The following is a 23,118-nucleotide window of genomic DNA, read 5'->3' on the forward strand; positions in this document are numbered from 1 at the left end:
ACGACCACGCAACGTCAACCTAGAGTTGACGCATGAGCACTCCGAACATTCGCCTCGACGACCTCATCGACGGCATCAAGAAGGCCCGCCCCGACAATGTCCTCGACCAACTCTCCGACGCCGTGGTCGCCGCCGGTCATCTCGGCGAGACCGCCGACCATCTGATCGGCCACTTCGTCGACCAGGCCCGTCGCTCCGGCGCCTCCTGGACCGATATCGGCGCGAGCATGGGCGTCAGCAAGCAGGCCGTGCAGAAGCGATTCGTGCCGAAGGGGCCCAGCGACACCGCCGCGATGGACCCGCAGGCCGGCTTCGCCAAGTTCACCGATCGGGCCAGGGCGGTGGTCGTCGACTCGCAGGAGGCGGCGCGCACGTCCGGCAGCGGCCAGATCTCGCTGGGGCACTTGATCCTCGGTCTGATCGGGCAGTCCGAGGGGTTGGCGGCCAGGGAGATCGTCGCGCGCGGGGTGGATCTCGACGCGGTGCGCGTGGCCGCCACCGCCTCGCTGCCCGCCGCCGACGGTGCCGTCCCCGCGCTCATCCCGTTCGACGGTGACACCAAGAAGGTCCTCGAACTCACCTTTCGCGAGGCGCTGCGCCTGGGCCACAACTATGTCGGCACCGAGCACATCCTGCTCGCACTGCTCGAGCAGGAGAACGGATCGGGCGTGCTCAGCGGACTCGGGCTCGACAAGAACCAGGTCGAAACCGATCTCGTCGAGCTGCTGGCTGCTTTTCTGACCCCCGCCGACGAGTAGCGACACGGCCTGATCGCATCGTCTCGACCTTGCACTCGGCACCGGTGAGTGCTAAAAAGGCTTTGGCACTCTGCACTTGTGAGTGCCAGGTCGGGACGGTGAGATCGGGTTCCATCGACACCCTCGGTCGTCCGTCGCGGGCACCTCCTGGCCAGCGTACTTTGGGGCGATCCAACCTGTGGTCGTCTCGTGTGTCAGCCATAGACATGTGGAGGATCTCAACGCAATGGCCAAGACAATTGCGTACGACGAAGAGGCCCGTCGCGGCCTCGAGCGGGGTCTGAACGCCCTCGCCGACGCTGTCAAGGTGACGCTGGGCCCGAAGGGTCGCAACGTCGTGCTCGAGAAGAAGTGGGGCGCCCCCACGATCACCAACGATGGTGTGTCCATCGCCAAGGAGATCGACCTCGAGGACCCGTACGAGAAGATCGGCGCCGAGCTGGTCAAGGAAGTCGCCAAGAAGACGGATGACGTCGCCGGCGACGGTACGACCACCGCCACCGTGCTGGCCCAGGCGCTCGTGCGTGAAGGTCTGCGCAACGTCGCGGCCGGCGCGAACCCCCTCGGCCTCAAGCGCGGCATCGAGAAGGCCGTCGAGGCCGTCACCGCTCGTCTGCTCGACACCGCCAAGGAGATCGACACCAAGGAGCAGATCGCTGCTACCGCTGGTATCTCCGCGGGCGACCCGGCCATCGGCCAGCTCATCGCCGAGGCGATGGACAAGGTCGGCAAGGAAGGTGTCATCACCGTCGAGGAGAGCAACACCTTCGGGCTCCAGCTGGAGCTGACCGAGGGCATGCGCTTCGACAAGGGCTACATCTCCGGTTACTTCGTGACCGACCCCGAGCGTCAGGAAGCGGTCCTCGAGGATCCGTACATCCTGCTGGTCGCGTCGAAGATCTCGACCGTCAAGGACCTGCTGCCGCTGCTGGAGAAGGTCATCCAGGCCGGCAAGCCGCTGCTGATCATCGCCGAGGACGTCGAGGGTGAAGCCCTCTCGACCCTGGTCGTGAACAAGATCCGTGGCACCTTCAAGTCCGTCGCCGTCAAGGCGCCCGGCTTCGGTGACCGTCGCAAGGCCCAGCTGGCCGATATCGCCATCCTCACCGGTGGCGAGGTCATCAGCGAAGAGGTCGGCCTGTCGCTGGAGACCGCCGGTCTCGAGCTGCTCGGCACCGCGCGCAAGGTCGTCATCACCAAGGACGAGACCACCATCGTCGAGGGTTCGGGCGACGCGGAGGCCATCAAGGGCCGCGTGCAGCAGATCCGCGCCGAGATCGAGTCCTCGGATTCGGATTACGACCGTGAGAAGCTGCAGGAGCGTCTGGCCAAGCTGGCCGGTGGCGTCGCGGTGATCAAGGCCGGTGCCGCTACCGAGGTCGAGCTCAAGGAGCGCAAGCACCGCATCGAAGATGCCGTGCGTAACGCCAAGGCCGCCGTCGAAGAGGGCATCGTCGCCGGTGGTGGCGTCGCGCTGCTGCAGGCCGCGCCCGCGCTCGACGGCTTCAACGGCCTGACCGCCGACGAGGCGACCGGTGTCAACATCGTGCGCGTCGCGCTGTCGGCTCCGCTCAAGCAGATCGCCTTCAACGCGGGCCTCGAGCCCGGCGTCGTGGCCGAGAAGGTCTCCAACCTCCCCGAGGGCGAAGGCCTGAACGCCGACACCGGTGTCTACGAGAACCTGCTGGCCGCCGGCGTTGCCGACCCGGTCAAGGTGACCCGTTCTGCCCTGCAGAACGCGGCCTCCATCGCCGCGCTCTTCCTCACCACCGAGGCCGTCGTCGCCGACAAGCCGGAGAAGTCCGCCCCCGCGGGCGACCCCACCGGTGGCATGGGCGGCATGGACTTCTGATCCCCTGATCAGCAGTTCCCGCAAGCCACGAAGGCCGGTCCACTTCCGAGTGGACCGGCCTTCGTCGTTCCACAGCTTCCTCTCGCCGCCTACATCGAGGCGCTCGGTGGCCGCATGGAGATCATCGCGGACTTCGGAGCGGAGCGACTCGTCGTGGGGTGATGTCTCAGCCGACGGGGGTGAGGCGGAGTCTTTCGGCTAGTTCGTTGAAGATGTAGAAGTTGGGGATGGTGCTGACGGGGGCCAGCGACATCCACATGCCCGCGAGTTTGATGCGGATGTGGCCGCTGCGGGCGTCGATGAGTTGGATGTCTTCCCAGGCAAGGGATTCGGTGCGGTAGGTGAGGGCGTCCAGGGACAGGGCGACGTCGCCGAACGCGACGGTTTCGCCGTTGTCGATGGCGGCTACCGCGGCGGGGAGTTGGGTTGCGGTGACGGCGGATTGGATGGCGCGGGCCCATTCGCGGGCGCGGGCGAAGCCCTCTTCGTCGATGGTCGCCTCGACGCCGCCGGGGCCGGACAGTTCCAGCAGGTAGGTGACCGGCACGGTGTCGTGGAACGGGATCTCGTGTTGGCGCACTTCGGTGCTGTCCCAACGGAATCCGGCCACCCGCTGCCCGGACCGGTAGACGGTGACGCCGTGGTCGAACAGGTCGATCCGGGCCGCGCGGTTCTGCCGGTTGATCACCCCGCGTCGCAGCGCGAGCAGCACGGGCGCGGCGGCCACGACGAGCAGGGTCAGACCGCCCTGCCACGACCCGACGGCGCCCACGATGACGCCGATGGTGGCGATACAGCCCGCGACGATGCCGCAGCCGCGCACGAAGGTGTCGTCGGCGGGGGTGGCGAGGAAGGTGTCTCGATGCGCGCCGAGGTGCTGATACTCCGACATCAGGTGTATCAGTTGGGTCAACGGCACCCGGTGCCGGTTGTCGGCACCGTCCTCCGGCCTGTTCGGAGTGATCACTAATCCCTCCATGAGGCGATTCATCCGCGGCGAAGCGTAAGCGAACCGGCGGAATATTGCCACCGGTGTGGGGCGAGAATCCTTGCCACGACCGGGCGGAATGCTCGAGCAGAGGGTAGCGCGGCGCAAGAATCGTTGGTAATGCGGCAGGCAACGGCTGACTTCGCCGCTGTCGGCGTCGACACCACCTGATCTAGGGTGGTTTACGTGCTCTCCATCGATGAAGGCGATCCCGCCGCGCCCGCGATCGTGTTCGTCCACGGCATCCCGGGTTCGGTGGACTGGTTCGCCGGGATCGCCGAGCGGATGGCGGGGGAGTACCGGGTGATCCGGGTGGACACGCGGGAATTGGGCGCCGACGGCGATTTCAGCGCCGCGGCCCGCACCGTCCCGCTTACCGCGCTGCTCGACGACCTCGACCTCACCGACGTGACGGTGGTCGGACACTCCTTCGGCGCCGAGATCGCCCTGGAACTGGCTGCGGTCTCCCCACGCGTGGCCCGCGTCGTGGTGGTCGGTCAGGCCCCGGACTACGGTGCGGCGAGTATCCCGTCCGTCGCGAAATGGGTGGTGCGCCCGTGGTCGGTGCGGCTGGCCCAGCAGTGGACGCCCGGCCCGGTGATCCGGCTGGCGAACCGTTCCTTCTTCGCGTCCCGCTTCCGCTACCAGTCGGCGCCGGGCCTGGCCGACGCGCTCGTGCGTGACTTCCGCGCCGCCCTGCCTACCGGCCTCGCCTACGCGGTGGGCGCCCGCGCCGACGACTTCGCCGCGAAGCCGCTCGACGTCCGCGCGCGAGCCCTCCGCCAGCCGGTCCTGGCCATCCACGGCCGCCACGACAACCTCTACGACAGCACCGAAACCCTGGCCCGTTTCGCCGCGGCGGGCGCGCGAACCCACCTCGTCGAACACGCGGGTCACTCCCCGCAGATCGAGCAGCCCGACGAATTCGTCTCCGTCCTGGGCGATTTCATCGCTGGAACCCGCTGACACCACGAACGTCCCCGGCGCCCATCGGCCCACCAACTCGCGGCGCTCCGGAAACCGCGCGGCGCGCAGACGCTCGACGGCGACAACCTGACATGACGACGAGAGCCCGCCGGATCAGCTCCGACGGGCTCCGGTCAAGGTCAGCGCTCCGCGGCGACCTTGACCCGGTTCAGCGTCTCCTCCATGCCCGCGACCAGGTCGGCCTCGAACTTCTGCTCGCCGCCCATCGCGACCTTGATCGCCGCCGTCAGCCAGCCGGGCAGGCCCTTGGGGTCGACCGTGCGGGTCTCGACCACGCGGGTGCCGGTGGCGGTCGGCTCGAGCAGGTAGGTCCACACGGTGCGGTTCTCGTTCATGCGGAATGCCAGCGTGCGGTTGGCGTCGAAGCGCACGATCCGCGAGGTGGTCGGGTAGACCTTCCAGCCGACCTTGTTCACGTTGACGGTGAACGCGCCGTCGCGCACCCCGCCGAGCGCGATCATCTTCACCGTCGTCGGGCTGAGTTCGGGCATCCGGCGCAGGTCGGACAGCACCGCCCACACTTTCTCCGGCGATGCGGCGATGTCGATGCTGGCTTCGAGGGTGTTCGGCAACGTTGCCTCCGGGGTTATGCGTGACGGACAGTCACGCACAGCATAGGCACCGCGACCCGGCCCGCCCTCCGCCCGGAGTCGGATTTTTTCGCATGCTGGTCGGAATGGTTTTCAAAACTATTGCGCCGGAATAAGTTTCAGGACACGGTCACGAGTTCCAGCTTCGAGCCCCGGCTTGCTGGGCGGCAACCCTCCATCGGCGGCGGGGTGCTCCGGGTGACGACCGGATGGGTGGGGATCCCCCCGTAAGCGTCTTTTCCTGGAGGTCTGTCATGTCTGTTGTCCAGCTCGACTCAACCCAGACCCCCGAGGCGGTGGCGACCACCTTCGTCGTGGTGGCCGACCGGTTCCTCGGCATCACCGCCGACGAGCGGGTACACACCGTGTCGGGCCTGGTCGCGCTGCTGCGCGGCGGTCGCTTCACCGGGTCGGAACTGGTCGTTCACCTGGGTCAGGGGCTCACCCGCCACGATCTCGACTACCTCGAGCACGTGGCGGCCGTGCACGCACCGCAGGCGCGCGTGCGGGTGCTCGGCGAGGTCGCCGAGCCGGCGCGTCGCCACCACGTGCACAAGTACCAGCACTCCAATGTGTTGCTGGCCGATCTGACGCGCACCGACGAGAACGTCTTCCGGGCCGAGCTGCGCCTGGACAGCGACAACGAGCTGCTGCTCGATCATCAGACCGGCGAGCACGTGCAGGGCATCGTGGTGATCGAGGCGGTGCGCCAGCTGTTCCTGGCCGCGTTCGAACTCGAATACGGGGTGCGCAGCCCGCAGGAGCACTTCTACCTCGTCTGGAACAACGTCGACCTGCGGTTCACCTCGTTCCTGTTCCCGCTCCCGGCGACCCTGCACGCCCAGCTCACGCCGGTCTCGGTCGAGGATCCGGGCAAGTTGGAGTTCGTGATCGAGACCGAGGTGCGCCAGTTCGGCAAGAGTGTGGCGCGCTCGCGGATCGAGTTCGCGGCGCTGCCCAATGAGCGGATCGCCCAGATCGAGCGGGCCAAGGCGGCCAAGGCGGTCACCGCGTACCTGGCGGCGTCGGCATGAGCGATCACGGCGTGGCGTTCTTCGACGTCGACGAAACCCTGATCACCGTGAAGTCGATGTTCACGTTCCTGCGGTTCTGGCTGGCCGAGAACGGGGACGACGGCAGCGAATACGCCCGTGTCGCCGACGATCTCAAGGCGCGGGCGCAGGCGGGCGCACCGCGCGAGGAGATCAATCGGGAGTACTACCGGACCTATCGCGGCGTCGAGTACGCCGCGCTGGTGGCCGCCGGGCAGCGCTGGTTCGACGGGTTCGTGGCCGAGGGTGCCGCGTTCTACGCCGAGCCGGTGCGGGCCCTGCGCGAGCACGCCGCGTCCGGGGTGCGCACGGTGTTGCTGTCCGGATCGTTCGCGCCGGTGATCGGGCCGGTGGGGGCGGCGATCGGGGCCGATGACCTCATCGTCACCGAGCCGGTGGTCGACGAGTTCGGCGTGCTCACCGGTGAGGTGCGCAGGCCGATGATCGGCGCGGCCAAGGGGGAGGCGGTGGTGGAGTACCTGCGGGCGCACGAGATCAGTGCCCGTGACACCTGGGGGTACGGCGATCACGGCACGGACCTGCCGTTTCTCTGGTTGGTCGCGCGTCCCGCCTATCGCGGCAGTGATCCGACGCTGGTGCGGGCCGCCGAGAGCGGTGCCTGGCGTCATCTGGGCGATGCCCTCGGTGATGCCCACGGCAACGAGTTCGCCGATGATCGAGAGGCGGCGTCCGTATGGTGAAGCGTCTGTACGAGCTGACTCCCACCACGCAGGGGCCGCTCTATCCGCCCAGTGAGATCGTCGATGCCGCAGGCGATTTCATCGTGGTGGGGTTCCTGAACGAGGAAGGTCCCGATGGTTCGGTGATCAGGCGGTGGGGGCGTGCCGTCGTCGCGGCCGACACCGCGCTGCCGCCCTTCGGCACGAATCTGCCCTACCGGGTGGTTCGTGAACTGCCGGAAGAACTTTCGGCCGAAGACGCCGCGCTGGTCCTGCACACCCTCCCATTACCGTTGCCCGCCAACAACTATCCGATCGTCTTCGCCCCCGATCAGTTACCCCACGCGGCCGAGGTGACCCGCCCCAGCTACCCCTTCCACGAGGTACCGATCCCCGACCTGCGCGTCGAGGACGGCCGCAAACTCACCGAACCGGTCACCCTCGGCCAGTGGCTGCAAGCCCGCGGCACGGTGGAGGTATCCCTCAGCGACGACGAACGCGCAGCCCATTTCGCCTTCGACTTCACCGGCCTGATCCCCGACTCCCTCTACACCGTGATGTCCCTGCGCTCCCGCGACCTGGACCCCGAGTCCCCCACCCGCCCAGGCCCGCTCGGTGTCCCGAACGTCTTCACCACCGCCACCGACGGCACCGCCACCTACCGAGCCACCCTCCCCAACCCCTTCCCCGCCCCCACCACCCCCGACGCCAACCGCATCATCAGCGTCGTAGTCCTCTGGCAGAGCTACCAACAGAACTACGGCGGCGCCATCGGCCACTTCGGACTCGGCGGCGACATCCACGCCCAACTCAAACCCCCCACCCCCACCTTCGAAGACTTCACCACCCGCCCCTGAACCCCGACAACAGACAGCCCCCGCCCCTTTCCCCGGCGGGGGCCTTTCTGCGTTACGCGGCGGCGTACAGGTGTACAGAGGTGGACATGAAGATGCTGAGGACATCCCTCGAGATCGACGTGGACGCGCTGGCAGCCGCAGCGGAAGTACTCGGGACGAAGTCGGAGAACGACACCGTCAACGCTGCCCTGCGCGAAGTGAGCGCCCGCCTGGAACGCCTTCGCGCACTGTCGAAGCTGAGTGAGATGGCGGACGCGGGCGACTTCGACGAGTTCCTGGGCAACAAGTCCGCCTACCGCCGATGAACCGATGGAAACCGGGCCCCACTGTGCGGTGACGGCCCGGTGGGTCAGGGGGTGGGGGTCTTGGTGGAGGCGAAAGCCAGGGTGGCGCCGGTTAGGGCGAGGGTGGCGATGGTTAGGGAGACGGTGGGGAAGCCGTGGTGGGCTACCAGGTTGGTTAGTTGGGGGCCTGCGCTGGCGCCGAGGAAGAGGGTGAAGGTGTAGAGGGCGGTGGCGGTGCCTCGGGCGGGGCCCGCGTGGGTGGCGATGGCTTGGACGGCGGCGGGGGCGGCTACCGCGATGGCGGCGACGAAGACGAAAAGCCAGGTGGCGACCCAGATTCCGCCGAGTGGTACGGCGGCGATCGCGGCGGTGGCGCCCGCGACGGTGAGGGCGGTGATCAGGCGTCGTTCGGGGTTGATCGTGGCGAGGCGGGTGGCCAGCAGGGGGATGGCGATCATCGCGGGGATGGCGCTGGCGCGCAGGGCGAGCAGGGCCGCGCTACTGGTGCCGACGCCGTCGGGCGGTGCGAGTTGCACGCCGGTGTAGATCCCGACGAAGGAGCCGAGGATCGCCAGGCAGCTGGCGTAGAGCAGGGCCAATCGTGGGACGCGCAGCAAGGCGGCGAACGCGGTGAAGGCCGAGCCCGCCGAGGCATTCCGATCGGCGCCGGGTTCGAGTACCACGAGCGACACCAGCGCCGAGATCGCGAACGCCACCGCCCCCGCCACGAACACCGCCCGCCACCCGAAGGCGTCGTCGACGAGCTGGGCCAGCACCTGCGCGATCACGCCTGCGCCGAGAAACGAGCTGGTCAGACACGTCAGTGCCAGGACTCGACGCCGCGGTGCGATGCGTTCGGCCAGGTAGGCGAACGCGGCGGGCGCGAAGAAGGAAGCCGTCAGGCCCTGTACCACCCGCGCGGCGAGCCCGGCGCTCAGACTCGGCGCCGCGATCACCACAAGGGTGGACAAGGTTGTCGCCGCCAGGCCCCCGACGATCACCGGGCGACGACCCCACCGGTCCGAGAGCGGGCCGGTGACCAGGAACCCGGCGCCGTAGGCGAGCCCGAACGCAGTCGTTGTCCAGGTGGCCGCGGCGCGGGAGGTGCCCCACTCCGCGGCCAGATCGCCGAGCACCGGCAGCACCACGTAGAGCTGGCCGACGACGAGAATCCCTACGGCACAGATCGTCGCGACTGTTCTCCCCGTCGGCGCCCACCCCCGCTCCGCCGTCTCAGTAGTCGCCGGCGAGCTCACGCGCTCGCTCCTGCGCCGCGGCGAACCCGACCTGCGGGTCCTCGGTGAGCACGGTCGGCGCGAGCCGCAGTTCCGCGACGTCCTTCACGCCGACGAAGCGCAGCCAGTCGTGCACGTAGGGGGTGGCGTAGTCGCTGCCGAACTCGATCGGCACGCCCGGCTGGTGCACGCCCGCGGTGAACACGGTGACCGCGCGCTTGCCCTCGAGCAGGCCGCTGTAGCCGAGTTCGGGGTCGAAACCGAACGCCCAGCCGGGCTGGGTGACGATGTCGATGTACTGCTTGAGGATGTAGGGCAGCCCGTGGTTCCAGATCGGCAGGTTGAGCACGTAGAGGTCGGCGGCGGCGAACCGGTCGAACACCGCGCGCGCCCGCTCCCAGGCGGCGACCTGTTCGGGGGTCTGCTCGGAGCCGGTGAACACCGCCAGTTTGGCGGCGGCGGCGTGCGTGCCGAAGTCGGGTAGGCCCGCCTCGAACAGGTCGAGGGTGTCGACCGTCAGATCGTGATCCTTCGTCGCGAGCGCTTCGATGAAAGTCGTTGCGATAGAGCGGGATTGGCTGAGTTCGCCACGTGCGGAAGCATTGATGTGCAGCAGAGTGGTCATGGACTAGAAGTACCGATCGGGGCCGTCGACGACAATGATTTGTCGCATCCTGCGCCGATCACCGCACCCGCCGCGACCGCGTTCTTTTGTCTCGAGCTGATCCCAACGACGTACGCGCGGATTGTCGCAGCTAGCCCGGTATCCGACTGCCCCGCAACCACATCGGGTACCCGGGGCACTGCCGAATCCGCTGCTACATTTCGCCCCACGGTCACGAGTATCAGCAGTTTCGAGCCCCGGCTCGCTGATCGGCAACCCTCGCTTGCGGTGGGGTGCCCCGGGTGACGACCAGGCGATATCGATCAGGTATCGCAAGCGCTGTATCCAAGAAGGAAAAACCAGCAATGAGCAAGTTCTCTCTCGGCTCGCGCCGTCGTGTCAAGATCGTGGCGGGCGCGCTGGCCGCGCTCACCGTGGCGGCCGCGGTGGTCGGGTGCAGTGATTCCGGCAGTGGCGAATCCGCTGACGGCCCGGTGTATTTCGGTGTCTCGGGTCCGAAGACCGGGCCCTCGGCCGAGTACGGTCGCCTGTGGCAGCAGGGCTTCGATCTGGCCTTGGAGGAGGTCAACGCGGCCGGTGGCATCAACGGGCGCAAGGTCGAGCTGAAGTGGGAGGACTCCCAGTCCGACCCCAAGCAGACCGTCCCGATCGCCACCAAGTTCGTCGACGACAAGTCCATCATCGCCGAGCTGGGCGATTTCTCCTCGCCCGCCTCGATCGCGGCCTCGCCGATCTACAACCGCGGCAAGCTCGTCCAGTACGGCTTCACCAACTCCGCGGTGGACTTCACCAAGGGCGGCGAGTACTCGTGGAGCCCCTCGATCACCCTGGATGTGTTCCAGGAGCGCAATGCCGAGTGGGTGTCGAAGAAGGCCAAGAAGGTCTCGGTCGTCTACCTCGAAACCGACTGGGGCAAGCAGGCTTTCACCTTCTTCGAGAAGTTCGCCAAGGAGAAGGGCGTGGAGATCGTCTACTCCTCGCCGATCCTGCCCGACTCCACCGATGTGAAGCCGATCCTGATCAAGGGCCGCGAGGCCAACCCCGAGGCGTTCGTGCACCTGGGCTACGGCCCCGACGGCGCGCTGGTGGTCAAGCAGCTGCGTGACGTGGGCTTCTCCGGTCAGTTCTTCGGTGGCCAGAACACCCCGCAGTTCATCTCGCTGGCCGGTGCGGCTGCCGAGGGCGACATCGTCAACGGCATCTTCAGCCCCTCGGACCCCGACCCCAAGGTCCAGGACTTCGTCACCAAGTTCCGTAAGAAGTTCAACACCGATCCCGGCGACTTCAACGTCTACGCCTACGACGCGATCAATGTGCTCGTCCAGGCCGCGAAGAAGGGCGGCGCGACGCGCGAGGGCATCCTCGAGGGACTGAAGACCGAGACCCAGTTCACCGGAATCGGTTTGGGCACTTTCGCTTTCCATCAGGAGACGCGTCGCCCCAAGGGCGTGTCCCCGCGCGAGCTGGTGCTGAAGGAAGGCAAGTTCGTGCCGACCGGCAACCGCTGATGTTCGACACGCTCATCGCAGGTGTGGTCCACGGCAACGCGTACGCGCTGCTTGCCGTGGGCATCACCCTCATCTTCGGCGTCACCAACGTCATCAACTTCGCGCACGGCGCGGTGTTCGCCCTCGGTTCCATTCTCGGCTGGTGGCTGATCGCCGAGCAGGGCTTCCCGCTGTGGCTGACCATCGTGCTGGTGGTCGCGGCCACCGCCATCGTCGGCATCCTCATCGACCTGCTGGCGGTGCATCCGCTGCGCAAGGCACCGGCCATCGCGGCGCTGTTGGCGACGGTGGCGGCCGGGTTGATCATCGAGAACCTGACCCAGATCGTCTTCGGTCCCGACACCCGACCGTTCCCGCAGGTGTTGCCCACCAACAACTTCCAGCTCGGCGGCGTCCGCTTCGGCACCTCCGATCTGGTGATGTTCGCGATCACCCTCGTGGTGATGGTCGGGCTGGCCGGGTTCCTGCGGTTCAGCCGCTACGGCCTGGCCATCCGCGCCACCGCCCAGGACCCGGACGCGGCCGCGCAGATGGGCATCGGGGTCGCCCGAATCAAGTTGCTCGCCTTCGCGATCGCGTCGGGCCTCGGCGGACTGGCGGGCATCTTCGTCGGCATCTACAACTCCAATATCTCCCCGCACAGCGGCACGCTGGCCGGCCTGACCGGGTTCGTCGCGGCCACCATCGGTGGTCTCGGGTCGATCCCGGGCGCGGTGATCGGCGGGTTCGCGCTCGGCATCATCGAAGCCTTCGGCATCTACACCTTCGGCGACGGCTACCGCGACCTGATCACCTTCGGCGTGCTGGTGGCCTTCCTGGTGCTGCGGCCCGGCGGCCTGCTGGCCAAGGCCCCCGCGATCAGCGCCGAACCGCTCACCGGGACCTTCCTCGGGATCGGGCGGCAGTTGCGGGTGCGGTGGTGGCACGCGGTCATCGTGTTCGCTCTCGCCGCGATCGTGGTGCCGCTGGTGGCCAACAATTACGCCATCGTGGTCGGCACCCAGATCCTGGCGTATGCCATCGTCGCGGTGTCGATGACGCTGGTGGCGGGCTCGGCCGGGCAGTTGGTGATCGGGCAGGCCGGTCCGATCGCGATCGGCGCCTACGCCTCGGCCATCCTCACGGTGAACCACGACTGGCCGTTCCTGGCCGCCGCGCTCGCCGGCGGGGTGCTGGCGGCGGTGATCTCCTCGGTGCTGGCCGCGCCGCTGTGGAACCTCAACGGGCACTATGTCGCCATCGCCACGCTCGGGATCGGCATCGTGATCGTGGCGGTGATCCGCAACTGGGAATCGCTCACGCGCGGTTCGTACGGCATCTTCGGCATTCCGGTGCCGAGCATCTTCGGCCACGAGTTCACCGAGAACACCGAGGTGTACCTGCTCGACCTGCTGTTCCTGGCGATCACCCTCGCGGTGGTGGTCGGGGTGCAGCGCTCGCGCCTCGGCACGGCCTTGCGCGCGGTCGGCGCCGACGAGGTGGCCGCGCGGTCCTCCGGTATCCCGGTGCGCGACTACAAGGCGCTGGCCTTCGCGATCAGCGCCCTGTTCTCCGGGATCGCCGGCGCGCTGCTGGCCCACCAGTACAGCTACATCGATCCGACCGTGTTCAACCTGCCCATGTCCCTGCTGATCATCACCATCCTCGTGCTCGGCGGGACGGGTTCGCCCTACGGTGCCGTGCTGGGCGCGGTGGTCCTGATCGGCGTTCCCGAGGCGCTGCGGCTGGCACCGGAGGCCCGCATCCTGCTCTACGGCGTGGTGCTGCTGCTGATCATCCGGTTCCGTCCGCAGGGCGTGTTGGTGAGGAGTGAACGTGTCCGAGTCGTTGCTTGATCCGGTGCTGGCCGTGCGGGGGCTGCGCAAGTCCTTCGGTGGGGTGCACGCGGTCGACGGTGTCGAATTCAGCGTGGCACCAGGGGAATTCGTGTCGATCATCGGACCCAACGGGTCCGGCAAGACGACGACGGTGAATCTCATCTCGGGCCTGCTCCGCCCCGATGCGGGCACGGTCGAGGTCGCGGGTCAGCGACTGCGGTCGGGTTCGCAGGAGGCCGCGGCGGGGGCGGGGATCGCGCGCACGTTCCAGAACGGGCGCGTGTTCGGCAGTCTCACGGTGCGTGAGAACGTCGAGATCGGCTTGCACACGACCCTCACCACCGGTCGGCCGTGGCAGTCGCTGGCGAGATTCCCGCTACTTCGCTGGCTGCCCTTGCTGGCCGAAACCGCGCTGGCACTGGTGCCCACCCCGGCCGTGCGGGCCGAGCGTCGCGCCACCGACGCGCTGGTCGACACCCAGTTGGCGCGGTTCTCCGAGCGACTGGCCCCGCGCGCCGAGAACAACGCCTACACCCTGTCCTACGCCAACCGCCGCCGCACCGAGATCGCCAGGGCCCTGGCCCTTCGCCCCACGGTGCTGCTGCTCGACGAACCCGCCGCGGGCATGAACCAGACCGAAACCGCCGAGGTCGGCCAACAACTCGCCGAACTCAAAGCGGCCGGGCAGACCATCGTGCTCGTCGAACACAAGCTGGAACTGGTCAACGCGCTCTCGGATCGGGTGCTCGTGCTCGACGAGGGCCGCGTCATCGCCGAGGGCACCCCCGAACAGATCCAGAACGACGAACGCGTCATCGAGGCGTATCTCGGCCGACGCCGCGCGCGCACCCGCGTCGGTGACGCGGTGGCCGAGACCGGAACAGAGAAGGTGACCGTCGGTGCCGATTGACGAAAAGTCCACTCCCATCCTCGAATTCGATGCGGTCACCGTGCATTACGGCCCGTCGAAAGCCCTGGACAAGGTCTCGCTCACGGTCCGCCCCGGCGAGATCGTCTCGCTGCTCGGCGGCAACGCCTCCGGCAAGTCGACCACCATGAAAACCGCCCTCGGCCTGCTGCGCCCCACCTCGGGCGCGGTGCGGATCGACGGGGTCGACGTGAGCTCCACCTCGCCGGCGACCAGGATCGAAGCCGGGCTGGCCTCGGTTCCCGAAGCGCGCCGGGTGTTTCCGGCGATGACGGTGGAGGAGAACCTGATCGTCGGCGCCTACATCCGTAGGGAACGGCGCTCGGTGCAGCTCGCGCGGGCCAACGAGCTCTACGAGCACTTCCCGCGCCTGCGCGAACGTCGCACCCAGCAGGCGGGCACCCTGTCCGGCGGCGAACAGCAGATGCTCGCCTTCGCCAGGGCGCTGATGAGCAAACCGCGCCTGATCTGCATGGACGAGCCGACCATGGGCCTGTCGCCGCTGTTCGTGGACCGGGTGCTCGACGAAATCGCCCGGCTCAACACCGAATTGGGGCTGGCGATCCTGATCGTGGAGCAGCAGGCCGAGCTGGCGCTGTCGATCGCGCACACCGGCAACGTGCTGCGCGGCGGGCAGATCGTGCTGCACGGCACGGCCGCCGAACTGCTCGACAACCCGGCCATCCGCGACGCGTACCTGGGCAAGGTGCCCGCATGAGAGGACTGAATACGTTGTCAGACGTCATCGACCTAGCGCTCGGTGTCGAGATCGCGGCCGCGGTCGCACCGATTCGACAGCGCAGGCCCGAGGTGGTCGCACACACCCAGGGCGTGCACGACGCCCTGTTCGACGGCCCCGCCGGTCGCGCCTTCGGACGGCAGCGCCTGGCCGCCATCGCCGCCCACGTCGCCGCGCTCGGCGAGGCGAAGACCCTGGCCGCCTACTACACCGAGCTGGCCGAAGGCGCGGGCACGGAATCGGATTCGGCTGGCGACGGCAAGCTCGCGGCGGCGCTGCGCCACGCGGTCCGGCTCACCGAGGCGCCCGCGACCAGCACCCACGCCCACCTCGAGGTGCTGCTCGCGGCGGGCCTGTCCGAGACCGACATCGTCACCGTCACCCAGCTGGTCGGCTTCGTGAACTACCAGGTTCGCCTGCTGGCCGGCCTCGCCCTGATCGGAGCCCGGTCATGACCGAAGTCCGCGATGTCGACCCCGCCGACCGGCCGACCGGTTTCACCCAGGACCACCTCGACTGGGTGCCCTGGGTCGAGCCGATCGCCCTGGCCGACGCCGACGAACACCAGCGCCCGCTGCTCGAGGGTCAACGCGGCGAGAGCCCGTACTTCCGGCTGCTCGCCCGCAATGCCGAGGTGCTCGCCCACCGCAGCGCCAACGACAAGGACATCTTCTACAGCCGGGAGGGCCTGAGCCGGGCCGAGCGCGAGCTCGCGGCCACGGTCACGTCCCGGTTCAACGGGTGTGAGTACTGCGCCTCGGTGCACTCGCGGTTCACCTCGCAGCTGTCCAAGCGGGTCGCCGAGGTGCAGCGCCTGCTCGACGAGGGGACCACGGTCCGCCTCGACGAACGCTGGGACGCCATCATCGATTTCACCGCCGCGCTGGCCGCGCAACCGCCCCGGCCCGCGCACGCGGAACTGGATCGGTTGCGCGCGTTGGGTTTCGACGATGCCGATATCCACGATCTGGTGCTGTCGACGGCGTCGTTCTCGTGGGCCAATCGGCTCATGCTGAGTCTGGGTGAGCCCCAGGTTTCGAGGGCTTGATTTCTTTAAAACGCCCACGCTTCACATTCTTCGTCGGTATCGTCCGAGACGGCAAATGGCCGGTGGCAACGCGGCCACAAAACATCCACTTGGAGTGATACATGCTTTACAACATCACTGACGACAGCAGCGACGGCAACATTCTGAGCCTGCTGCTCGGCCTGCTCAGCAGCTCGCTCAGCACCGGTTCCGCACAGGCATCCGGCAACTGAGTAGGCAGTAGCCATCTTTCGGCTAACGCGCGGTTGGTCGAATGGGCACCCGTTGGGCCTGATCCATGACGAGGGGATCAGGCCCTTCGGTATTGTCAGCGATAATGTCACAGGATGCGAATACGGGACGAATGTATGCCGGGCAACCCGTAGAGGACCGGCAACGCCAGCGGCGTGCGCGTTTTCTTGAGTCAGGCCTGACGGTCTTCGCGCGCGACGGGTACGCCAACAGTTCGGTCGGCGCCATCTGTAAGGACGCGGGACTGTCGTCCCGGCAGTTCTACGAGGAGTTCACCGGACGCGAATCCCTGCTGCTCGAGCTCTACGAGCAGATCGACAGGTTCTCGCGCGAAGCGGTGGCCACGGCGCTGGAGGACAAGGCGCAGGCGCCCGTGCTCGACCAGATCGACGCGGCCGTGCGTGCCTACGTCGAATCGATCGGCACCGATCCGCGCAAGGCGCGCGTGGCGCTGGTCGAGGTGGTCGGCGCCGGTCCCAAGGTCGAGAAGTTCCGGCTCGAACTGCGGCGCGTGTGGGGATCGCTGCTGGCAGGCGCCGCCGAGGACGCGGCCCTGCACGGCCAGATCCCGGCGGGCGACTACGAATTGCGCGTGCTGGCCATCATCGGCGCGGTGAACTACGTGGTCGACGGGTGGAGCGGCAGCGATCCGCGCCCCTCGCTCGACGAAGTGATCAAGGTACTGAGCAGGGTGATCCTCGGCGCGGTAGGAGCCTGATGGCACGGGTCGAGATCGTCGAGATCCAAGTACCCGACGGCAGCACGCTGCCGGTGCGACTCATTCCGGCCACCGGCGCGCACCGCCACGCGGTGACCCCGGACGCCCCGCGTCCGGTGGTGGTGATCGCGCCCGGCCTGGCGGTCCCGGGGGAGTTCTACGAGTACTTCGGGCACCGGTTGGCCGCCTGCGGTTTCGACGTCGCCATCGGCGAGATGCGCGGCCAGGGCGAGAGCACGCACCGCCCCGACGCCGACAGCGCCTACGGGTATCAGGAACTGGTCACCGTCGACTTCCCGGCGGTGCTGGCCGCCGTGCGCACGCGTTTCCCCGCCAGCACCCCCTACCTGCTCGGCCACAGCATGGGCGGGCAGCTCTCGGCGATGTACGCCGCGCGGGTGCGCGGGCGGCTCGGCGGGCTGATCCTGATCGCCTCGGGCACACCGTATTTCCGGGGTTACCGAGGTGTGCTCGTGCCCGGCATGCTGGTCGGCACCGCCGCGGTGGCGGTGGCGTCGAACCTGGCCGGTTTCTGGCCGGGTGATCTGCTCGGCAAGCGGGCCTACGGTCGACAGTCCAAGGTGCTCATGTCGGACTGGGCGCGGCTGGCGCGCACCGGCCGGTTCGTGCCCGTCGGCGCCGATATCGACTACGACGAGCGCATGTCGCGGCTGAAGTTCCCGGTCCTGTCGATCACCGTCGAGGGCGACGACCTCGCGCCCCAGTCCTCCGCCGACCACCTGCTGAGCAAATTCCCCGACGCGCGGATTACCCGGTGGTTCCAGCCGGAGCCGCTGGGGCACAACGGCTGGATCACCAATCCCGATTCGACGGTCGACGCGGTGGAGAAGTGGTTACGCGACCGCTGAGGCCCTACCGGCCGCGGCCCTCGATCAGCGTCTGGATGAAGAACTCGTAGACCAGCGCAGACAGGTACGCCGACTGCTTGTTGTCGGCGGCACCGCCGTGCCCGCCCTCGATGTTCTCGTAGTACCAGACGGTGCGATCCTGGGATTCCAAGAGCGCGGCCATCTTTCGCGCGTGGCCGGGGTGCACCCGGTCGTCGCGGGTGGAGGTGGCCAGCAGGATCGGCGGGTACTGCTTGCCGGTATCGGTGTTCTGATACGGCGAGTACTCGCTGAGGAAGGCCCACTCCGCCGGCTTGTCCGGGTCGCCGTACTCGGCCATCCACGAGGCACCCGCGAGCAGCAGGTGGTAGCGGCGCATGTCGAGCAGCGGCACCTGGCAGACGATCGCGCCGAAGAGTTCGGGGTAGCGGGTGAGCATCACGCCCATCAGCAGGCCGCCATTGCTGCCGCCGATCGCGCCGAGGCGGTCGGGGGTGGTGATGCCGCGCGTCACCAGGTCGCGCGCGATCGCGGCGAAGTCCTCGAAAGCCCGGTGGCGGTGCTCTTTCAGGGCGGCCGTGTGCCATTCGGGGCCGTACTCGCCGCCGCCGCGAATATTGGTCACCACGTAGGTGCCGCCGCGCTCGAGCCAGTTCATGCCCGCCGAGCCGAGATAGGCGGGGGTCTTGGAGATCTCGAAGCCGCCGTAGCCGTTCATGATCGTCGGGCCGGGGGTGCCGCGACGGTCGCGGTGGCGGATCACGAAGTAGGGCACCGAGGTTCCGTCGTCGGAGGTGGCGAAGAACTGCTCGGTCTCGATGCCGGTGGGGTCGAAGTAGCCGGGGGCCTGCTTGAGGATCTCGGCCTGTTCGCCGATCGCGCTGCGCAACAACGTGGTCGGGGTGGTGAAACCGGTGGTGGTGAGCATGAACTCGTCACCGCCCTCTAGCGGGTCGAGGTTGGCGACCGAGGTGGACGACATCGCGGGGGAGTCGGTGAGCTCGCTGACCGCCCAGCCGTCCGGGCCGGGGGTGAGCACCCGGAATCCGGTCTGCACGTCCTGCAGGGTGGTGAGGATGAGGTGGTTCTCGGTCCAGCCCCAGCCCTCGAGCGAGGTGTGCGCGTCGGGGGTGAACAGCACCTCGAAATCGCGGGTGCCGTCGAGGAATTCGTTCAGGTTCGTGACCAGCAGGGTGCCGGGGGCGTAGGTGGTCTCGGCCGGGCTCCACTCGGTCTTGAGCCGCACCAGCAGCCAGTCGCGGTACCAGTCCACATCGGCGTCGGTGGGGGTCTCGATCAGGCGCCACTCGCCGTCCTGGAGCAGCGAGACCTCGCTGTTGAAGAAGTCCGTGGAACGGTGCAGGTAGTGGCGCTCGAAACCGGGATGGCGGTCGTAGCCCGCGCCGATCGAGACATCGCCGGGCTTGCCCTCGAAAACTGTTTCGGCGGCGGACAATTCGGTGCCGCGACGCCAGCGCTTGGAAATCCGGGGGTAGCCGGAATCGGTGAGCGAGCCAGGTCCGAAGTCGGTGCCGATGTAGACGGTGTCGGCGTCGATCCAGCCGATCCGGGTCTTGGCCTCGGCGACGGCGAAGCCGCCGTCCTCGGGAGCGATGAATTGCCGTGTGGTGAGGTCGAATTCGCGTTCCACGCTGGCGTCGGCACCGCCGCGCGAGAGGTGGATGATGGCGCGTTCCTGCGAAGGACGTAGCACCGCGGCACCGGCCCACACCCAGTTCTCGCCGTCGGCCTCGGCGAGCGCGTCGACGTCGATCAGCACGTCCCACTCGGGCTCGTCGGTGGCGTAGGACTCGAACGTGGTGCGGCGCCACAGCCCGCGCGGGTGCTCGGCGTCGCGCCAGAAGTTGTAGAGCCACTGGCCGCGTCGGCCGGGATAGGCGATCTTGGTGTCGTCGTCGAGCATCGCGAGGATGCGCTGCTCCATCTCGGCGAACCGGTCGGTGGCCGCGAAACGGGCCGCGACCACGTCGTTGCGGGCCCGCGCCCAGTCCAGGGCCTGTTCGCCGGTTACGTCTTCGAGCCAGAGGTAGGGATCGGTCACGTTCTGCTCAACGCCGCTCATCCCCCTATTGTTGCCGATGCGGCGCAGGTCACCAGTAGTGGGCGACGTCGATCACCGCGCGCGCGGGGCTCTCGAGGGTGCTGACCCGGAACGGCAGGCGCGCGCGGACGCCGAGTCCGACGGCGGTGCGGCCCTCGAAGGAGCCGGCGAAAGCGGCCTGACGGAAGGTCGGGTAGCCGCGCACATCGACCAGTTCGGTGCGGTCGGCCGGGTTGTAGGTGCTGCTGCCTGCGGTGTCGTAGGCGGGCGCGTGCACGGTGATCTGTAGGAACGCGCCGCCGCGCAGGGGCACGGCCGTGCCGGAACCGTCCTGGGTGACGGTGCCGACGTAGCCGACCTGGTAGCCGGGGACGGGCCCGGACAGGTCGATGACCAGGCGGTCGAAGCACTCGTGGCGGCCCGCGCGGACATTGCCCACGGTGGCGGGAGCGTAGGTCCCCGAGGATTTGTCCTGCGAACCCCAGACGAGGCCGCAGTAGGACGGAGTGGCGGCGGCGGGCACGGTCGACAGACCGAGACAGGTCGCGAGGCAGGCAAGTAGGACTAGGACGCGACGCATGTCGCACCGCCTTTGGATCGGGGGCCCTCGGTAGGGGGACGGAGTACTAGGTTTCATCGGGCGAATCCGACATCTCGTTAGCGTCGGTCCGGTGTCGACCGGGCGGCGAAACGTAGGATCGCAGGTCACGAATCAACCGGAGGTGTCTGTGTTCCTGTGGGAACAGCACTGCTGTCTGCCCCTGCTGCCGACGGCGCGGATCGCGGAACTGGCGCGGTATCCGGCCGGGTCGTACCTGTCGGTGAACGTCGGCTACTCCGGGGAGACCAAGGCCGATTCGCTCGCGCTGCTCGGGCTGTTCCGCGAACAGGCCCAGGCGGATCCACGATTTCGGCTGGTCGACCGCGTCACCGACATCGGGGCGCCGCATGTGCGCGGCCTGGCGTTCGACCTCGAGGACTCCGCGCCGCTCGAAGGCGACCTCGACAATGTCGAACTGTTCTACGACCTCGGCGTTCGCTCGCTGCTGCCCACCTACAACCACGCCAACGCGGCCGGATGCGGCTGCCTCGACACCGTCGACACCGGGCTCACCGGCTACGGAAAAGACCTGGTGCGCAAGCTCAACGAGGTCGGCATGTTCGCCGACGGCTCGCACTGCTCTCGCCGCACCGGCCTCGACATCGCCACCCACACCTCGGTGCCCATGATCTACAGCCACTCCAATTTCGCCGCCCTGCACCCACATCCGCGCAATATCGACGACGAACAGGCCCGCGCGTGCGCGGCCACCGGCGGCGTCATCGGCATCAACGGCGTCGGAATCTTCCTCGGCTGCAACGACCCCCACGCCCGCGCCGAACGTGTGGCGCGCATGGCCGACCAGATCCGCTACGGCGTCGACCTGGTCGGCATCGACCACATCGGCATCGGCTCGGACTACTCCTTCGACGCCGCCGAATTCAACGCCCAGATCCGCGACCACCCCGACACCTTCTCCGAGGACTACACCAAATGGGGCCCCCTCCAGTGGACCCCACCCGAAGACCTCCTCGGCGAATCCGACGTCCCCGGCCTCGACCAACTCCTCACCGAACACGGCTTCACCCCCACCGAACGCGCAGCCCTCTTCGGCACCAACTTCGCCCGCGCCGCCACCCAGGTCTGGCGCACCTGACTGGACACCTGATCACCACGCTCCGGTGGCGGCATTTCCCGCATCTCGCACCACCGGAGCGTGGTGATCAACCGACCAGGCGTGGGGGGTGCGTCTCACCGATGTGGGGGACGGGTGGGTGAGGAGGGGGAAACAGAGTTAGGCTCGGGGGCGTGACTTCCCACTACGATGTCGTCGTTCTCGGCGCTGGTCCCGGCGGATATGTCGCCGCGATCCGTGCCGCTCAACTCGGCCTGCGAACAGCGATTGTCGAGCAGAAATACTGGGGTGGCGTGTGCCTGAACGTGGGCTGCATCCCGTCCAAGGCACTGCTGCGCAACGCCGAGCTGGCCCATATCTTCCACAAGGAGGCCAAGACCTTCGGCATCTCCGGTGAGGTCAGCTTCGACTTCGGGGTCGCCTTCGATCGCAGCCGCAAGGTGGCCGACGGGCGCGTCAAGGGCGTGCACTTCCTGATGAAGAAGAACAAGATCGACGAGTTCGACGGCCTCGGTGTGTTCACCGGCCCGAACTCGATCGATGTCGACCTCACCAAGGGCGGCGTCGAGACGATCACGTTCGACAACGTCATCATCGCCACCGGCACCACCACCCGCCTGCTGCCGGGGACCTCGCTCTCGGAGAACGTGGTCACCTACGAGGAGCAGATCCTCACCCGTGACCTGCCCGGCTCGATCCTGATCGTCGGCGCGGGCGCGATCGGCATGGAGTTCGCCTACGTCCTGAAGAACTACGGCGTGGACGTGCGGATCGTGGAGTACCTCGACCGGGCGCTGCCCAACGAGGACGCCGACGTGTCCAAGGAGATCACCAAGCAGTACAAGAAGCTCGGCATCACCATCACCACCGGTGCGGCCGTGCAGTCGATCGACGACGACGGCTCCAAGGTCACCGTGGCGATCAAGGACAACAAGTCCGGCGCGATCGAGACCGTCACGGTCGACAAGGTGCTGCAGGCGGTCGGCTTCGCCCCGCGCGTGGAGGGCTACGGCCTCGAGACCACCGGCGTGGAGCTCACCAACCGCGGCGCGATCGACATCGACGATTACATGCGCACCAATGTGCCGCACATCTACGCGATCGGTGACGTCACCGCCAAGCTGCAACTGGCCCACGTGGCCGAGGCGCAGGGCGTGGTCGCGGCCGAGACCATCGGCGGCGCCGAGACCATGACGCTGGGCGACTACCGCATGATGCCGCGCGCGACGTTCTGCCAGCCCCAGGTGGCCAGCTTCGGCCTCACCGAGGAGCAGGCCCGCGACGAGGGCTACGACGTGAAGGTGGCGACCTTCCCGTTCATGGCCAACGGCAAGGCCCACGGCCTCGGCGACCCGACCGGCTTCGTGAAGCTGATCGCCGACGCCGCCCACGGCGAACTCATCGGCGGCCACCTGATCGGCCCCGACGTCTCCGAGCTGCTGCCGGAGCTGACCCTGGCCCAGAAGTGGGACCTCACGGTCAACGAGGTGGCGCGCAATGTGCACACGCACCCGACGCTGAGCGAAGCGGTGCAGGAAGCGATCCACGGCCTCGCGGGACACATGATCAACTTCTGATGTGATGGCATAAACGTGCAAACCTTCGCCCACATGGCCCGAAATAGGCCATGTGGGC

The 23,118-nt window shown here is 67.9% G+C and carries 23 protein-coding genes and 2 riboswitches; of the genes, 17 read left to right on the forward strand and 6 right to left on the reverse strand.

What is annotated here, in order from left to right:
• Window positions 1-32 precede the first annotated feature (32 nt).
• Both ACFP3H_RS21025 and groL read left to right on the forward strand, forming a co-directional pair.
• Complete coding sequence (locus ACFP3H_RS21025; RefSeq protein ID WP_378608588.1) at window positions 33-758, forward strand: Clp protease N-terminal domain-containing protein; 726 nt, start codon at window positions 33-35, stop codon at window positions 756-758.
• A 226-nt stretch (window positions 759-984) separates the two neighbouring features.
• Complete coding sequence (gene groL / locus ACFP3H_RS21030; protein ID WP_378608589.1) at window positions 985-2,610, forward strand: chaperonin GroEL; 1,626 nt, start codon at window positions 985-987, stop codon at window positions 2,608-2,610.
• A gap of 166 nt (window positions 2,611-2,776) precedes the next feature.
• Here the strand turns inward: groL and ACFP3H_RS21035 are convergent, their stop codons facing one another.
• Window positions 2,777-3,577, reverse strand: coding sequence for a DUF6585 family protein (locus tag ACFP3H_RS21035; protein WP_378608591.1), 801 nt, complete (start codon window positions 3,575-3,577; stop codon window positions 2,777-2,779).
• 207 nt (window positions 3,578-3,784) lie between these two features.
• On the opposite strand from ACFP3H_RS21035, the gene ACFP3H_RS21040 reads away from it, so the two are divergent.
• Window positions 3,785-4,564 (forward strand): alpha/beta fold hydrolase, encoded by a 780-nt coding sequence (locus tag ACFP3H_RS21040; protein WP_378608592.1) that lies wholly within the window; start codon window positions 3,785-3,787, stop codon window positions 4,562-4,564.
• Between the two features lie 140 nt (window positions 4,565-4,704).
• On the opposite strand, the gene ACFP3H_RS21045 is transcribed toward ACFP3H_RS21040, so the two are convergent.
• The gene (locus ACFP3H_RS21045) at window positions 4,705-5,157 is read right to left on the reverse strand and encodes an SRPBCC family protein (RefSeq protein WP_378608593.1); all 453 of its coding nucleotides are present in this window, start codon (window positions 5,155-5,157) and stop codon (window positions 4,705-4,707) included.
• A 146-nt stretch (window positions 5,158-5,303) separates the two neighbouring features.
• Window positions 5,304-5,415: riboswitch (SAM riboswitch) on the forward strand.
• A 14-nt stretch (window positions 5,416-5,429) separates the two neighbouring features.
• Between ACFP3H_RS21045 and ACFP3H_RS21050 the strand changes: the two genes are divergently transcribed.
• The 4 genes from ACFP3H_RS21050 to ACFP3H_RS21065 all read left to right on the forward strand — a co-directional run bounded on the left by ACFP3H_RS21050 (window position 5,430) and on the right by ACFP3H_RS21065 (window position 8,069).
• Window positions 5,430-6,209 carry an AfsA-related hotdog domain-containing protein gene (locus ACFP3H_RS21050; protein WP_378608594.1) on the forward strand — a complete coding sequence of 260 codons (780 nt, stop codon included), beginning with the start codon at window positions 5,430-5,432 and terminating at the stop codon, window positions 6,207-6,209.
• Entirely contained in the window at window positions 6,206-6,928 is a 723-nt protein-coding gene (locus ACFP3H_RS21055; protein WP_378608595.1) for an HAD family hydrolase, read from the forward strand. The genes ACFP3H_RS21050 and ACFP3H_RS21055 overlap by 4 nt, the downstream gene beginning before the upstream one ends.
• Window positions 6,922-7,764, forward strand: a complete 843-nt coding sequence (locus ACFP3H_RS21060) for a hypothetical protein (protein WP_378608597.1) — start codon at window positions 6,922-6,924, stop codon at window positions 7,762-7,764. The genes ACFP3H_RS21055 and ACFP3H_RS21060 overlap by 7 nt, the downstream gene beginning before the upstream one ends.
• Window positions 7,765-7,856: 92 nt before the next feature.
• Complete coding sequence (locus ACFP3H_RS21065) at window positions 7,857-8,069, forward strand: DUF2191 domain-containing protein (RefSeq protein ID WP_378608598.1); 213 nt, start codon at window positions 7,857-7,859, stop codon at window positions 8,067-8,069.
• Between the two features lie 44 nt (window positions 8,070-8,113).
• On the opposite strand, the gene ACFP3H_RS21070 is transcribed toward ACFP3H_RS21065, so the two are convergent.
• Both ACFP3H_RS21070 and ACFP3H_RS21075 read right to left on the reverse strand, forming a co-directional pair.
• Window positions 8,114-9,304 carry an MFS transporter gene (locus tag ACFP3H_RS21070; RefSeq protein ID WP_378608600.1) on the reverse strand — a complete coding sequence of 397 codons (1,191 nt, stop codon included), beginning with the start codon at window positions 9,302-9,304 and terminating at the stop codon, window positions 8,114-8,116.
• Entirely contained in the window at window positions 9,282-9,908 is a 627-nt protein-coding gene (locus ACFP3H_RS21075) for an FMN-dependent NADH-azoreductase (protein ID WP_378608601.1), read from the reverse strand. Before ACFP3H_RS21075 ends, ACFP3H_RS21070 begins: the two co-directional genes overlap by 23 nt.
• A gap of 209 nt (window positions 9,909-10,117) precedes the next feature.
• Window positions 10,118-10,232: riboswitch (SAM riboswitch) on the forward strand.
• 20 nt (window positions 10,233-10,252) lie between these two features.
• Between ACFP3H_RS21075 and ACFP3H_RS21080 the strand changes: the two genes are divergently transcribed.
• The 8 genes from ACFP3H_RS21080 to ACFP3H_RS21115 all read left to right on the forward strand — a co-directional run bounded on the left by ACFP3H_RS21080 (window position 10,253) and on the right by ACFP3H_RS21115 (window position 17,766).
• Complete coding sequence (locus ACFP3H_RS21080; RefSeq protein ID WP_378608603.1) at window positions 10,253-11,416, forward strand: ABC transporter substrate-binding protein; 1,164 nt, start codon at window positions 10,253-10,255, stop codon at window positions 11,414-11,416.
• Entirely contained in the window at window positions 11,416-13,251 is a 1,836-nt protein-coding gene (locus ACFP3H_RS21085; protein WP_378608604.1) for an ABC transporter permease, read from the forward strand. Before ACFP3H_RS21080 ends, ACFP3H_RS21085 begins: the two co-directional genes overlap by 1 nt.
• Window positions 13,232-14,143, forward strand: a complete 912-nt coding sequence (locus ACFP3H_RS21090) for an ABC transporter ATP-binding protein (protein WP_378608606.1) — start codon at window positions 13,232-13,234, stop codon at window positions 14,141-14,143. The genes ACFP3H_RS21085 and ACFP3H_RS21090 overlap by 20 nt, the downstream gene beginning before the upstream one ends.
• Window positions 14,133-14,879, forward strand: coding sequence for an ABC transporter ATP-binding protein (locus tag ACFP3H_RS21095; RefSeq protein WP_378608607.1), 747 nt, complete (start codon window positions 14,133-14,135; stop codon window positions 14,877-14,879). Before ACFP3H_RS21090 ends, ACFP3H_RS21095 begins: the two co-directional genes overlap by 11 nt.
• Complete coding sequence (locus tag ACFP3H_RS21100; protein ID WP_378608609.1) at window positions 14,876-15,355, forward strand: hypothetical protein; 480 nt, start codon at window positions 14,876-14,878, stop codon at window positions 15,353-15,355. The genes ACFP3H_RS21095 and ACFP3H_RS21100 overlap by 4 nt, the downstream gene beginning before the upstream one ends.
• Window positions 15,352-15,948 (forward strand): alkylhydroperoxidase domain protein, encoded by a 597-nt coding sequence (locus ACFP3H_RS21105; protein ID WP_378608611.1) that lies wholly within the window; start codon window positions 15,352-15,354, stop codon window positions 15,946-15,948. Before ACFP3H_RS21100 ends, ACFP3H_RS21105 begins: the two co-directional genes overlap by 4 nt.
• Before the next feature lie 316 nt (window positions 15,949-16,264).
• Window positions 16,265-16,897 carry a TetR/AcrR family transcriptional regulator gene (locus tag ACFP3H_RS21110; protein WP_378608612.1) on the forward strand — a complete coding sequence of 211 codons (633 nt, stop codon included), beginning with the start codon at window positions 16,265-16,267 and terminating at the stop codon, window positions 16,895-16,897.
• Window positions 16,897-17,766 carry an alpha/beta hydrolase family protein gene (locus tag ACFP3H_RS21115; RefSeq protein WP_378608613.1) on the forward strand — a complete coding sequence of 290 codons (870 nt, stop codon included), beginning with the start codon at window positions 16,897-16,899 and terminating at the stop codon, window positions 17,764-17,766. Before ACFP3H_RS21110 ends, ACFP3H_RS21115 begins: the two co-directional genes overlap by 1 nt.
• Before the next feature lie 4 nt (window positions 17,767-17,770).
• On the opposite strand, the gene ACFP3H_RS21120 is transcribed toward ACFP3H_RS21115, so the two are convergent.
• Both ACFP3H_RS21120 and ACFP3H_RS21125 read right to left on the reverse strand, forming a co-directional pair.
• Window positions 17,771-19,828 (reverse strand): prolyl oligopeptidase family serine peptidase, encoded by a 2,058-nt coding sequence (locus tag ACFP3H_RS21120; RefSeq protein WP_378608615.1) that lies wholly within the window; start codon window positions 19,826-19,828, stop codon window positions 17,771-17,773.
• A gap of 28 nt (window positions 19,829-19,856) precedes the next feature.
• Complete coding sequence (locus ACFP3H_RS21125) at window positions 19,857-20,387, reverse strand: AMIN-like domain-containing (lipo)protein (RefSeq protein WP_378608616.1); 531 nt, start codon at window positions 20,385-20,387, stop codon at window positions 19,857-19,859.
• A 142-nt stretch (window positions 20,388-20,529) separates the two neighbouring features.
• Between ACFP3H_RS21125 and ACFP3H_RS21130 the strand changes: the two genes are divergently transcribed.
• Together ACFP3H_RS21130 and lpdA are read left to right on the forward strand one after the other, a co-directional pair.
• Window positions 20,530-21,504, forward strand: a complete 975-nt coding sequence (locus tag ACFP3H_RS21130) for a dipeptidase (RefSeq protein ID WP_378608618.1) — start codon at window positions 20,530-20,532, stop codon at window positions 21,502-21,504.
• A 152-nt stretch (window positions 21,505-21,656) separates the two neighbouring features.
• Window positions 21,657-23,060 carry a dihydrolipoyl dehydrogenase gene (gene lpdA, locus ACFP3H_RS21135; RefSeq protein ID WP_378608619.1) on the forward strand — a complete coding sequence of 468 codons (1,404 nt, stop codon included), beginning with the start codon at window positions 21,657-21,659 and terminating at the stop codon, window positions 23,058-23,060.
• Window positions 23,061-23,118: the final 58 nt, after the last annotated feature.

The organism is Nocardia lasii, assembly GCF_042658545.1.
Lineage (GTDB): Bacteria > Actinomycetota > Actinomycetes > Mycobacteriales > Mycobacteriaceae > Nocardia > Nocardia lasii.